Genomic DNA, 12,567 nt, shown 5'->3' with positions numbered 1-12,567 from the left:
GGAAGATCAGCGGATGGACGAGGCAGGCATGACGGGTAAGTCCCTGGCGGGAGAGCATTGGCCGGCGAAGGACTGGGAGAGCGTCGCGCCGGAAGCGGCCGGCTGGTCGCGCGAGGGGCTCGACCGCGCCTGGCGCTATGCCGACACCATCTCGACCGCGACGGTGATGATCGTGCAGGGCGGGCGGGTGGTGGCGAGCCGCGGCGATCTCGCTCATCGCTACCTGTGCCATTCCGTCCGCAAGAGCTTCCTCAGCGCGCTGATCGGCATCCATGAGGAAGAGGGTCGGATCGACCTGTCGCGCACGCTCGCCGATCTCGGCATCGACGATAAGGAAGGCTTGAGCGAGCGCGAGAAGGCCGCGACGATCTACGATCTGCTGACGGCGCGCTCGGGCATCTTCCATCCGGCCGGCTATGAATCGCCCTGGATGAAGTCGATCAAGCCGCCGCGTCATTCGCAGCCGCCGGGCACCTTCTGGCTCTACAACAACTGGGACTTCAACGCGCTCGGCACGATCTTCACGGCGCTGACCGGCGCCGGCATCCATGAGGATTTCCTGACGCGGATCGGCCACCCGCTCGGCATGGAGGATTTCCGCCTCGACGGCGAGCGGCGCGATGGCTGGCTGGAACCGGACGATTGCTCGGTTCACCCTGCCTATCCGTTCCGGATGTCGACGCGCGATCTCGCCCGCTTCGGCCTGATGTTCCTGCGGCAGGGGCGCTGGCAGGGCAAGCAGGTCATCCCGGCCAACTGGGTCGCGACCAGCGTGCTGCCGCTTTCCGATGCCGGGCCGCGCGGCGGCTACGGCTATATGTGGTGGACCGAGCGCTCCGGCGCAGGATTCCCGGGCGTCGTGCTGCCGGCCGGCAGCTACAGCGCGCAAGGCGTCGGCGGGCAGAACTGCCTAGTCATCCCGTCGCTCGACCTCGTGATCGTTCACCGCGTCAACACCGACATCAAGGGCACGGAGGTGAACCGCTTCGCCTTCGGCCGCCTGCTGCGCCTGATCCTCGAAGCACGCCGGCAGGATTGAGCAGCCTTAGCCTCCGCCAGACCGACCGGGAGTGATCATGCCCAGCGCCATCGAACGTATCGCCGCATGGAGCCGCTCCGGGCCGGTCTTCTCGCCGCTCGCGCGGCTGAGGGCGCATCACGCCATCACCGATACGGTGGCCTGCATGCTGGCCGGCATCAGCGATCAGGCGACGCAGGCCGTGCGACAGGCCTTCGCGTCCGGCATCGGCCCGCAGGGAGCGGCTGCGGTCGCGGGTGGTGGCAGGGCGACGGAGGCGGTCGCCGCGCTGGTCAACGGCACGGCGGCGCATGCGCTCGATTATGACGACAATTTCAGGCCGGGCATCACCCATGCCTCGGCGGTGCTGGTGCCGGCGCTGCTCGCGGTGGCGCAGGGGCGCGGTGCGAGCGGGCGGACCTTCGTCGATGCCTATCTCGTCGGGCTGGAGGCGCAGGCCGCCGTCGGGCGCGGCATCAACCCGGCGCATTACACGATCGGCTGGCATGCGACCTCGACCGTCGGCGCCATTGGCACGGCGGCGGGCACGGCCTGGCTGATGGGGCTCGATGCCGCCGGCATCGCGCGGGCCATGAGCGTCGCCGCCAGCATGGCCTCCGGCCCGAAAGGCCAGTTCGGCACGCCGGCAAAGCCGCTTCATGCCGGGCTTGCGGCGCGCAATGCCGTCGATGCGGCAGCTCTTGCAGCCGCCGGCATGACAGGGCGGCTCGACATCCTGGAATGCCCAATGGGCATCGCTGAATTGTTCGGCGACGATAGCGCCGCCGGCTGGGACCAGATGGCGCTTGCCTCGCCGCATGTGATCGAGAGTGACGGCCTGACTCCGAAGCGCCATCCCTGCTGCGGCTCGACGCATAATACGGTCGATGCGATCCTCGACCTCAGGGCGGAGCACGGTTTCGGCGCCGACGACGTCGCGTCGGTCGATACGCTGGTCGGCATCGCCAATGCCCGCAACCTCGCCTATCCCGATCCGCAGGACGAGATGCAGGGCCGCTTCTCGATGCATTACTGCGTGGCGCTCGCGCTCTTGCAGGATCGCCTATCGGTTGCCGATTTCACGCCGGAAGCGGTAGCGCGCGCAGAAGTCCGGCGCCTGCTGCCGCTGACGGTGATGCGATCCTACGAGAAGAGCGAGGAGGCGGGCGGGCGCCAGCCACATCGTGTCACCATCAGCCTCAAGGACGGGCGCGTGCTCAAGGCCGAGCGGCGGGAAGCCAAGGGCTCGATCGCGGTTCCGTTCGACGACAATGACCGCGCGGCGAAGTTCGCGGACTGCTGCGCCGGGCTGCCGGGCGCGGACGCGCTCTATACCCGGCTTACCGAGATCGACGCAGCGGCGGATCTCGGCTTCCTGTTGTCGGAGCCTGCCGAGGCGGCGCGCGCATAGCCGCGCCTTCCGGCGGCTGTCCGGGCCGGTTCGGCCGGGGGCTCCGGCTGAACTTCGACCGCGATAGCCTCCCAGAATCGCTCGAGGGCGGGCCGGCCCTGCTGCCTGGCCCGGTAGAGCCGGATCTCGGCCGTGATGTACCAGGACGGGTCGGCCGCCGGGACGAGCCGGCCGTCGTGCAACTCGTCGACGACGAGGCTCTCGGGAACCCAGGCCGCGCCACGCCCGGCCAGCACCATGGCCTTGAGGCCGACCGACATCGGGTTCTCGTAGACGGTGATCAGCGGCGTCGGCCGTTCGGCGAAGAGCAGGGCGAGCCGGCGCGCGAAGAAGGAGCTGTTGCCGTAGCTCAGAAGGCGGACGGGAGCGTCGCCGGAACAGAAGCCGTGAAGCGGCTCGCCGTCATCATCGGGCAGTGAGACGGGGATGGCCCGCTCGCTGCCGAGATGGCGATACATGAAGTGTTCGGCGTCGAGTTCCGGCGATACCGTCGGATGCGCATAGGTCAGCAGGAAATCGCATTCGCCGCGGTTGAGCAGCGCGACATTGCCGCCGAAGGAGGCGCGTTGGTCGCAGAAGCGCGTCTTCAGCGGGCCGAGCCTGTCCTCGATGCGGCGGACGAGGCCGGGAAAGAAGGTGAGCGACAGGGTGTTCAGCGTCGCGAAGACCAGCATCTCCGAGACATCCTCCCGCTGTTGGAGCACCTCCTGGCGGGCACATTGCACCTGCCTGAGGATTTCCTGCGCCCGTGGCAGGAACGTCTTGCCGGCTTCGGTGAGGCGGATCGGGTAGCTGCTGCGGTCGAAGAGAGGCGCGCCAAGCCAGTCCTCGAGCTGCCGGACCCGGCGGCTCAGGGCCGATTGCGTGACGTTCCGTTCACGGGCGGAGCGCGAGAAGCTGAGCGTCGAGGCAAGGCTCAGGACGTCTTCCAGCCATTTCAACTCCATAACCACTCCTCCGCGCGCGCAGGATGGCACGGCCGCCCCGGCCGCGCCAGAAGCGGACCGGTGCATGCAGGCGCCGTGCCGGCCGGCTAGCGCGCGGCTTCGACCTCGCGCAGGCAGATCCGCAGCCGGTCGAGGATCATCTCGACATCGTCGGCACCGACCGTCAGCGGCGGGCGGATCTTGAGGATGTTGTCGGCCGGTCCCTCGCGGCCGACAAGGATGCGCATGTCGCGCAGGCGGTTCATGACATGGGCCGCGGCATCGGTTGCGGGCTCCAGCGTCTCGCGATCCGCGACCAGCTCCAGTCCGAGGAAGAGGCCGATGCCGCGGACGTCGCCGACACAAGGATAGTCCGCCATCAGCGCGCGCATGCCGGCGAGCAGCTTCTCGCCCATCGCCTTGGCATTGGCCGAGAGCCCTTCCTCCTCGACGATATCCAGAACTTCCGAGGCGATGCGGCAGGACAGGTTCGAGCCGCCGAAGGTCGAAAAGTACTCGGGACCTTCTGCGAAGCGCTCGGCGATGGCGCGGGTGGTGATGACCGCGCCGATCGGATGGCCGTTGCCGAGCGGCTTGCCGAGCACGACGATATCAGGCTGCACCGCCTGCTGCTCGAAGCCGAAATAATAGTCGCCGAGGCGCCCGAGCCCGGTCTGGACCTCGTCGGCGATGCAGATGCCGCCGGCGGCGCGGATGCGCTCGTAGACGGCCGCGAGATAGCCGGGCGGCGGGATGATCTGGCCGCCGACGCTCGGGAAGGTCTCGGCGATGAAGCCAGCGACCTTGCCGCCACGTTCCGCGATGGCTGCAAGCGCGCCGTCGACCTGCTCGGCGTAATGCAGCGCCCGGTCGGGATCGTCGCGGCGGAAACGGCCGCGATAATCATCGGCGACGTCGATGAGCTGCACCCAGGGCTTGCGGCCGCCCATGTTCGGCTTGTTGAACTTGTAGGCGGAGATGTCGATCGCGCCGGTGGTGTTGCCGTGATAGCCGTGATCGGGCGTGACGATGTCGTAGCCGCCGCTCGCTGCGCGGGCGAGGCGCAAAGCCAGCTCGTTCGCTTCCGAGCCGGAATTGACGAAGAAGCAGACCTCCAACTCCGCAGGCAGCTTCGCGGTCAGCCGCTCGGCCAGCGCCATCGGCGCCGGGTGGAGATAGCGCGTGTTGGAGTTCATCCGCGCGAGCTGGTCCATCGCCACCTTGCGGATGCGCGGATGGGCGTGGCCGACATGCGGCACATTGTTATAGGCGTCGAGATAGGGCCGGCCCATCGCGTCGAAGAGATGGTGGCGCCAGCCGCGCAGGAAGGTGATCGGCCGCTTGTAGCTGAGCTTCAGATTGGCACCGAAGCGGGCCTTGCGCTCGGCCAGCAGCGCGACCTCGTCGATCGCCTGATAGGCGACGGCCTCGTCGGGCAGGTTGAGCAGGGCGGCGGGGTTCGGGCAGATTGCCTGCCAAAGCGCCCAGTCGTCGGGATCGGCGACGCCCGGCCAGTCATGGCCCATGCCGTCCAGCGTCAGAGCGAGCTGGAAATGCAGATGCGGCTCCCAGCCGCCATTCTCCTCGGCCGGGCCGAGCTTGGCGAAGGCCTCGCCTGCCGCGATCTCCTGACCTGGCTTCAGCTTGGCCGCGCCGTCGGCTGCGAGATGGCCGTAGAGCGTATGGAAGACGTCGCCGGCAGGCGTGCGGTGTTCGAGGATGACGACGCCGCCATAGTCGAGATGGCCCTTGCGGTTCTCCGCCAACGCGACCTTGCCGGGGAGAGGCGCGCGGACCGGCTCGCCGGCCGGCGCGAAGACGTCGACCGCCATATGGATGGTGCGGCGGTTCGAGGCCAGCCAGCGCCCTTTGCGGAAGGCCTTGTCGGTATAGACCAGTCGGGGCTCGCCATATTGGCCGAGCCACCATTCCTGGGGGATGCCGAGCCCGGCGCCGAGATTGCGGGCCTCGTCGGCGCGGAGTTCGAACGGGTTCGCGGGGATCGTCGCCTCTGCGATGCCGAGCGAGCCGACCGGCAGGCCGTCGAGCGCACGGCCGAGCACGGGCGCGAAGCTGCCGCGCTGTGCGGCAATCCAGCTCGCGATACGGCCGGCAGCATCGGTGACGGGCAGGCCGCAGGCATTGCGCAGGCGCGCGCCCATCAACTCGCCGTCGATGGCGGGGTTTTCGAGGAAGCGCCAGGCCGGAGCCTGCGAAATGGTGACATAGGGGTCGTTCGGGCGGCCCTTGGCCTCGATCGTCGAGTTCACGACGCTGACGGCAAGCCGCATGCGCACGAGCGGCCAGATCAGGCCGATCTCTTCGGCACTCAGCGATGAGACGTCGTGATAGCCGGCGACGAAGGCCGCGAGCGCGGCTTCCGGTGTCTCGTGGTCGAGGATGGCATAGGCCGCGGCGATGGCGATCTCGCAGACGCGCGGGCCGTTGGTCATGTCGCCGAAATCGATCAGGCCGCTGATCCGGGCGGGCTCACCGAGGCGTGGCTCGACGAGGATGTTGAAGTCGTTGAGGTCGTTATGGATGGTCTGGCGCGGCAGCCTGTCGAGCGCAGGCTTGAGGGCCTCGAAGCCAGCGACGATGCCGGCCACGAGCTTACGCCGCGAGCCTTCGAGCACGTCGAGATGAGGCTTGATCCAGCCGGCCTCGGTCAGGTCCCATTTCGCGGCGTCAGGTGCGGCCGTGACCTTGAAATCGCGGAGCGCAAGGTCGAGCCGTGCGGTCAGCGCGCCGAGTTCGGAGAGGACGGCGGGCGGCTGCGGCCCGGCTTCGCCCATCGGAATGCCGGTAAAGGCGCGCTGGACCCAGACCATGCGCTGCTGGCCCTTGGAATCGGCTACATTCTGCCAGAAGCACTTGCCTTCGGCGGGGAGGAGGCGCGGCAGCGGCAACGTCGGATCGGCGGCAAGCGCGTGACTGATCGCGGCGCATTGCTGGTCGACGAGAGCGGGCTCGCCCTGCGGGCGCATCGCCTTGACGATGACGTCGCCCTCGCTGGTCCGGCCGCGGAAATTGAGGTCGTATTCGCCGCCGAGCTGCCGCAGCCCGCCATCGATGCCGAACTGCTCGGCGACCCCACGCAACCAGAGGTGTTCCATCATCTCTCCCCCGCCGCGGAGCTGCTGTGGCTCCGCGCTCGTTTCCTCAGGCCCGGTCGAATCGACAGGCGCCGTCATCCATAGCCAGAAAGGCGGCCGGTTTGATCCCGCAAAGTTTGCGGGACGACGGCCGCCGGGTTGCGTTGGGCGAGGGCGATTGTCATTCCGGGGCGTGCCGAAGGCGCGAACCCGCAACCCACGACCGGGTGAGACATCCTGTGCGCGGCTGCTGGCCGCTCGCCCCGTCGTGGGTTCCGGGTTCTTCGCTGCGCGAAGCCCCGGGATGACAATTCAGCTCTGGATCGGCTTGTTGGACAGCCAGCGCTGCTTCGCCCGCTCGATCGCCTCGCGGACGGTATCGGGCGCCGTGCCGCCATAGCTGCGCCGGCTGCGGACGGAATGCTCCGGCGCCAGCACCTCGAACACCGCTGCGCTGATGCGGGGGTCGACTGAGCGCATGGCGTCGAGGTCGAGCGCCTGCAAGGTGCAGCCCTTGGCCTCGGCCAGTGCGACGACGCGGGCGGTGATGTGATGGGCGTCGCGGAAGGGAATGCCGGCCTCGCGCACCAGCCAGTCGGCGAGATCGGTCGCAGTCGGGAAGCCGCGGTCCAGGAAGGCGCGCATGCCCTCGGGGCGTACGGTGAGGTCGCGGATCATGCCGGTGGTGGCGGCGACGCAGAGCCCGACTGTCTCCAGCGCGTCGAACATCGGCTCCTTGTCCTCCTGCATGTCCTTCATGAAGGTCATGGGCAGGCCCTTGACCACCACCAGCATGGCTGTGAGCGAGCCGACGACGCGGCCGGTCTTGCCGCGCACCAGCTCGGCGGCGTCCGGGTTGCGCTTCTGCGGCATGATCGAGGAGCCGGTGGTGAAGGCGTCCGACAGCGCGATGAAGCGGAAACCGTCGCTGCACCAGAGCGTGATCTCCTCGTTGAGGCGCGAGAGATGCACGGCCAGCATCGCGCAGCAGAACAGGAGCTCGCAGATATGGTCGCGCGCGCCGACCGAATCCATCGAGTTTTCGGTCGGCCGGGCAAAGCCGAGCTCGGCGGCCGTGAACTGCCGGTCGATCGGGAAGGCTGTGCCGGCGAGCGCGGCCGCGCCGAGCGGCGAGACATTGGTGCGCAGGCGCGCGCCGGCCAGCCGCTCGCGGTCGCGGCCGAACATCTCGACATAGGCCATCAGATGGTGGCCGAAGGTCACGGGCTGGGCGACCTGCATATGAGTGAAGCCCGGCATGATCGTCCCGGCATGCTCGCTGGCGCGCTCGATCAGGGCGCGCTGCAGCTCCTGGATCACGCCGTCGAGCTCGTCGATCGCGTCGCGCATCCAGAGGCGGACATCGGTGACGGCCTGGTCGTTGCGGCTGCGGGCGGTGTGGAGGCGCCCGGCCGGCTCGCCGATGATCTCCTTGAGGCGCGCTTCCACGTTCATGTGGATGTCCTCGAGGTCGATGCTGAACTGGAGTTCGCCTCGATCGATCTCGCCCCGGATCTGGTCCAGACCGGCCTGGATGCGCTCGTTGTCGGCGCTGGCGATGATGCCCTGGCGGGCCAGCATCGCGGCATGGGTCTTCGACGCCGCGATGTCCTGCCGATAGAGGCGGTAGTCGAAGCCGATCGAGGGGTTGATCCTGCGCATCACATCGGCCGGTGCGGTGGTGAAGCGGCCGCCCCACATCTTGTTGGCACCGGGGTTCTGGTCGGACATGATGGGCTCTTCGGGAGCGGCTGCGACGTGGTCGCCAAGGGATAGCAATCGCGATTTGGACTGTAAATTCCAAAATCGACCTTGACGTCTAAATGATGCCCATCATACTCGCGAGGAGATGCGGTGGATCGGCCGCCGCGGGATGGGCAGCATGAAGATCGAAGAATTCACACTGGAGCGGATCCAGTCGCTCTACGAGAACACCGTCGAGTTCAATCTCTCCGACAGCGGCGTCCATCCCTATTCGCTGAACGAACTGCTCAGCGCCGATGAGCGCGCCAAGCTGATGGAGGTCGAGCTCGGCTATGGCTGGACCAATGGCGCGGTCGAGTTGCGCGAGGATATCGCCAAGCTCCATCGCAACCGGACCTCGGACGAGGTGATCGTCACCAACGGGTCGGCCGAGGCCAATTTCCTGATGGTGATGTCGCTGATCGAGCCGGGCGACGAGATCGTCGTCTTCGTGCCGAACTACCTGCAGATCTGGGGTTGGGCGCGGGCGATCGGCGCCACCGTCAAGGAAGTGAAGCTGCGCGAGGAGCTGGGCTGGACGCCCGATCTCGACGAGGTCCGCCGGGCGATCACGCCGCGCACCAAGCTGATGACGATCTGCAATCCGAACAATCCGACCGGCAGCTTGCTGTCGCGTGAGACGATGGACGCGCTGGTCGAGATCGCCCGGGCGCAGGGCTGCTACCTGCATGCCGACGAGGTCTACAAGGGCGCGGAGCTCGAAACCGACGAACCGCCCAGCTTCGCCGACCTCTACGAAAAGGCGATCATCACCAGCGGGCTTTCCAAGGCGATGGCGCTGCCCGGCCTGCGCATCGGCTGGCTGGTCGGCCCGGCCAAGGACATTTACACCGCCTGGCAGAACAAGGACTACACCTCGATCACCACGAGCGCGCTGAGCGAGCATATCGCCCGCATCGTCATTCAGCCGGTGAAGCGCGCCGAGATCCTGCAGCGCAGCAAGACCATCCTGCGGGAGAACCTCGCGCTGTTGGCGAACTGGGTGAAGGCGAATGAGGAGTTCTTCTCCTTCGTGCCGCCCAAGGCCGGCGGCATGGCCTTCATCAAGTACAGCCACTCGATGAACTCGACCGAGCTCGTGCACCGCTTGCGCGAGGAGCGCGGGATCATGCTGCTGCCGGGCGACGTCTATGGGATGGACGGCTATATCCGCATCGGCATCGGCGCGCCGGGTGACCATCTCTCGGCGGGTCTGGAGCGCTTGAGCGACTATCTCAAGTCGCAGCCGCGCTAGAGCCTTCGCGCATGACGCCGGAACTCGCTCCCTATCTGCCGGTCTGCGATGCGGTGGCGCTGCTGTTCCGGCCGCATGCCGAGGTCGTGCTGCATGATCTCGGCACGCAGAGCGTCGTGCATATCGCCGGGAATTTCTCGCAGCGCGTGCTCGGTGAGCCGTCTTTGCTCGATGAGATCGGCTTCGATCCCGACGAGACGATCATCGGCCCCTATGAAAAGGTGAACTGGGACGGGCGGCGGCTGAAATCGATCAGCATCGTGCTCTCGACTGGAAGCAAGGCGATCGGCGTGCTCTGCATCAATGTCGACGTCTCGCAGTTCCATGCGCTGATGCAGACGCTCTCCGCCCTGGCGACCGTGCCGGCCGGCGTCGAGAAGCCGCAGGCTTTGTTCAAGGAAGACTGGCACGAGCGCATCAACGAGTTCGTGCAGCAATGGACGCAAAGCCGCGGCCTTGGCGTGACTAGCCTCAGCCGGGCCGAGAAGCGCGAACTGGTGGCGGACCTTGCCGCCAACGGCGCCTTCGGCGGACGCAATGCCGCCGCCTATATCTCGCGCATCCTCGGACTCGCCCGCGCGACCGTCTACAACTACCTCAACCAGGCCAACGAGACCCCGGATGCTTGACCTGTCGCGTGCGGAGATCCAGGCCGCCGTCGATCTCGACCGGGCCTTCATCGCGCTGGAGGAGGGGTTCAAGGCGGCCGCAGCGGGGCAGGTGCAGATGCCGCCGGTCGGCTATCTCGGCTTTCCCGCGCATAATGGCGACTGCCATATCAAGTTCGGCCATATCGCGGGGGATCCGATCTTCGTCGTGAAGATCGCGACGGGGTTCTACGACAACCCCGCCAAAGGCCTGCCGACGACGAGCGGCATGATGATCGCGCTTTCGGCCGAGACCGGCGCTGTCGTCGCGATGCTGCGCGACGAGGGCTGGCTCACCGATCTCCGGACGGCGCTGGCTGGTGCCATCGCGACGCGGGCGGGAATGCGGGCTGACGCGCGCCGGATCGGGATCGTCGGCGCCGGTACGCAGGCGCGGTTCCAGATCCGCGCCGCCGCGCATCTGCTGCGCGATCGCGAGCCGCGCTTTGCGGTCTGGGCTCGCTCGCCCGAGAAGCTGGAGGCCTTGCGGCGTGATCTCGAAGGGGAGGGCATCACGATCGAACCGGTCGCGGAACTGGAGGCGCTCTGCGCACAATCAGATGCGCTGATCACGGTGACGCCGGCCGCCGCGCCGATCATCCGTGACGACTGGATCAGGCCGGGCACGCATATCACCGCGCTGGGTGCCGATGCACCGGGCAAGCAGGAACTGGATTCCGCATTGGTCGCGCTGGCTGATACGCGGATCGCGGATTCGCTGGAGCAGAGCCTCGACCATGGCGAGTTCGCTGCTGCCGCTGCCGTCGGGCTGATCGATGCGGGCGATTGCGTCGAGCTGGGGGCCGTGCTGGCCGGCGACGTGCCGGCGCGGCTTTCGGACGACGACATCACCATCGCCGACCTCACGGGGATCGCGGTGCAGGACATCGCGATCGCGCGGGTGGTGCTGGACGGGATCGGGGATAGATAGCGTCAGCTGTCTTCGGATTTCCTGCTGGAACCTCGCCGTCATCCCGGACAAGCTGCGCAGCAGCGCCGATCCGGGATCCATCGTGGACCTCCGGAGCTCTCCGATGGATCCCGGGGCAAGCCCGGGATGATGCAGTGGTTCGAGGGCGTCATCGGATGCCGTGCGGACTCTCCGCTCAGCCCTTGTGCCGCGCCAGGAACCGGTCCATCCGCGCCAGCCCGTCACGCAGCACTTCGGTCGGCACGCCGATGCCGATGCGGATGTGGTTCTCGATGCCGAACCAGCTGCCGGCGACGACGAAGACGCTCTCCTCCTCGCGCAGTTTTTGCGAGAAGACCTCCGAGGGCATGTCGAGCGGATAGCGCAGGAAGGCCATGCCGCCGGCCTGCGGGCGGCGCCAGGACCAGTCATTGTGCTGCGCCATCCATTGCGCCACGAGATCGGCATTGCTGCGCAGCAAATCGCGGCCGCGAGCAAGCAGACGGCCACGCGTCTCCGGCTGCATCACTTCCTCCGCAAGGATCTGGCTGAGGATGCCGCTGCCGATCGTGGTGTAGTCCTGCCGCTCGGCCGCCGACGTCACGACTTCGGCCGGCGCGACGATCCAGCCGAGGCGCAGGCCGGGGCAGGCGAAGGATTTCGACAGGCTTGAGGTGACCACGACCTTGGGATAGCTGCCCCAGAGTGTCTCGGTTTCGGCGCCGTCGATCTCGCCGCCGCGATAGATCTCGTCGACCATCAGCCAGGCGTCGTTGCGCTTCGCTGTTTCGACGAGGGCGGCGCGGCTTGCGGCCGAGAGCACGCTGCCGGTGGGGTTGGCGGGGTTGGTGACGGCGATCGCCTTGGCGCCGGCCGCGACCTTGGCGAGGCCGGTGGGATCGATCTGCCAGTCGGTGTCGCCCGACAATTCGAGCCGGCGGATGTCGAAGCCGAGCGCGCGGCCGAGCCCGTCGATCTGCATGAAGTTCGGCAGGGCGAAGACCAGCGCGTCGCCGGGCTCGAACAGCGCCATCAGGGCGATCATCGTCGCCTCGGAGGAGCCGTTGGTGACGAGCACGTTGGCTGCGGTGGCGCCGGGATACCAGGAGGCGATGTTGTTGCGCAGGTCCGGCCGGCCATCGGTCCAGCCATAGCCGAGCGGCTGCTTCAGCAGGTCGCGCGCGGCCTCGCCGCCCAGAATATCTTCGATCGACCAGGGATGGACGCCGCTCTCGGTCAGGTTGATCTCGACGTCGTTCTCGAAGAGCGTCTGGTTCCGCTCCATCTGGAAAATGTCGAACTTCACGCGAGCCTCCCGCCTTGCGGTCTGTCGCCTGCCGCCGGGGCGGCAAGGCTGTGCCGGCCATCTGTGCAGGCGGGGAAGGAACGGGTCAAGGCAAATTTGGACAACAAGTCCAATTTAGATTTTGTGTTTATTCTGCGTCTGCGCCCTGTTTCGTAGCGCGCTCGTCACACGGAATTTCGAAAGTGAAGGGTGACCTATCTGGCTGCGGATTTTCTCTCCGCCTTGCCGGGAACCGATGCCACCCTATATCCGTTGG

Annotated in this window: 9 protein-coding genes; 5 read left to right on the top strand and 4 right to left on the bottom strand. The window is 67.3% G+C overall.

Annotation, left to right across the window (positions count from 1 at the left end; translation table 11 throughout):
* Positions 1-28 precede the first annotated feature (28 nt).
* A complete protein-coding gene (locus AC3WMA_RS11000; RefSeq protein ID WP_492285397.1) occupies positions 29-1,039 on the top strand; it encodes a serine hydrolase domain-containing protein in 1,011 nt (336 codons plus the stop codon).
* Positions 1,040-1,076: 37 nt separating this feature from the next.
* Complete coding sequence (locus AC3WMA_RS10995; RefSeq protein WP_492285396.1) at positions 1,077-2,429, top strand: MmgE/PrpD family protein; 1,353 nt, start codon at positions 1,077-1,079, stop codon at positions 2,427-2,429.
* Here AC3WMA_RS10995 and AC3WMA_RS10990 read toward each other — a convergent pair.
* From AC3WMA_RS10990 to argH, 3 genes are all read right to left on the bottom strand, one after another.
* The gene (locus AC3WMA_RS10990) at positions 2,348-3,376 is read right to left on the bottom strand and encodes a LysR family transcriptional regulator (RefSeq protein ID WP_492285395.1); all 1,029 of its coding nucleotides are present in this window, start codon (positions 3,374-3,376) and stop codon (positions 2,348-2,350) included. The two genes, AC3WMA_RS10995 and AC3WMA_RS10990, sit on opposite strands and share 82 nt — an antisense overlap.
* An 86-nt stretch (positions 3,377-3,462) precedes the next feature.
* The gene (locus AC3WMA_RS10985) at positions 3,463-6,471 is read right to left on the bottom strand and encodes an aminotransferase class III-fold pyridoxal phosphate-dependent enzyme (protein ID WP_492285394.1); all 3,009 of its coding nucleotides are present in this window, start codon (positions 6,469-6,471) and stop codon (positions 3,463-3,465) included.
* A gap of 291 nt (positions 6,472-6,762) precedes the next feature.
* A complete protein-coding gene (gene argH, locus AC3WMA_RS10980) occupies positions 6,763-8,181 on the bottom strand; it encodes an argininosuccinate lyase (protein WP_492285393.1) in 1,419 nt (472 codons plus the stop codon).
* Between the two features lie 151 nt (positions 8,182-8,332).
* On the opposite strand from argH, the gene AC3WMA_RS10975 reads away from it, so the two are divergent.
* Genes AC3WMA_RS10975 through AC3WMA_RS10965 form a run of 3 tightly spaced genes read left to right on the top strand, consistent with a single transcriptional unit; the run spans position 8,333 to position 11,026 of the window.
* Positions 8,333-9,448, top strand: a complete 1,116-nt coding sequence (locus tag AC3WMA_RS10975; RefSeq protein WP_492285392.1) for an aminotransferase class I/II-fold pyridoxal phosphate-dependent enzyme — start codon at positions 8,333-8,335, stop codon at positions 9,446-9,448.
* A gap of 11 nt (positions 9,449-9,459) precedes the next feature.
* Positions 9,460-10,077, top strand: coding sequence for a helix-turn-helix transcriptional regulator (locus AC3WMA_RS10970; protein WP_492285391.1), 618 nt, complete (start codon positions 9,460-9,462; stop codon positions 10,075-10,077).
* Positions 10,070-11,026, top strand: a complete 957-nt coding sequence (locus AC3WMA_RS10965; RefSeq protein WP_492285390.1) for a Rossmann-fold NAD(P)-binding domain-containing protein — start codon at positions 10,070-10,072, stop codon at positions 11,024-11,026. Before AC3WMA_RS10970 ends, AC3WMA_RS10965 begins: the two co-directional genes overlap by 8 nt.
* A gap of 175 nt (positions 11,027-11,201) precedes the next feature.
* Here AC3WMA_RS10965 and AC3WMA_RS10960 read toward each other — a convergent pair whose 3' ends face one another.
* Positions 11,202-12,311, bottom strand: coding sequence for an aminotransferase class I/II-fold pyridoxal phosphate-dependent enzyme (locus tag AC3WMA_RS10960; protein WP_492285389.1), 1,110 nt, complete (start codon positions 12,309-12,311; stop codon positions 11,202-11,204).
* Positions 12,312-12,567: the final 256 nt, after the last annotated feature.

The sequence above is a fragment of the Allobosea sp. FW305-C-101 genome, assembly GCF_058783685.1.
The sequence above is the reverse complement of the archived record's forward strand: the minus strand, read 5'-3'. Positions and strand labels throughout refer to the sequence as shown.

What these genes read in the sequence shown, in the direction of transcription:
- AC3WMA_RS10970 (WP_492285391.1), top strand. Translation starts at nt 9,460, where the DNA reads ATGACGCCGGAACTCGCTCCCTATCTGCCGGTCTGCGATGCGGTGGCG.
- AC3WMA_RS10985 (WP_492285394.1), bottom strand. Translation starts at nt 6,471, where the DNA reads ATGGAACACCTCTGGTTGCGTGGGGTCGCCGAGCAGTTCGGCATCGAT.
- AC3WMA_RS10990 (WP_492285395.1), bottom strand. Translation starts at nt 3,376, where the DNA reads ATGGAGTTGAAATGGCTGGAAGACGTCCTGAGCCTTGCCTCGACGCTC.
- argH (WP_492285393.1), bottom strand. Translation starts at nt 8,181, where the DNA reads ATGTCCGACCAGAACCCCGGTGCCAACAAGATGTGGGGCGGCCGCTTC.
- AC3WMA_RS11000 (WP_492285397.1), top strand. Translation starts at nt 29, where the DNA reads ATGACGGGTAAGTCCCTGGCGGGAGAGCATTGGCCGGCGAAGGACTGG.
- AC3WMA_RS10995 (WP_492285396.1), top strand. Translation starts at nt 1,077, where the DNA reads ATGCCCAGCGCCATCGAACGTATCGCCGCATGGAGCCGCTCCGGGCCG.
- AC3WMA_RS10975 (WP_492285392.1), top strand. Translation starts at nt 8,333, where the DNA reads ATGAAGATCGAAGAATTCACACTGGAGCGGATCCAGTCGCTCTACGAG.
- AC3WMA_RS10965 (WP_492285390.1), top strand. Translation starts at nt 10,070, where the DNA reads ATGCTTGACCTGTCGCGTGCGGAGATCCAGGCCGCCGTCGATCTCGAC.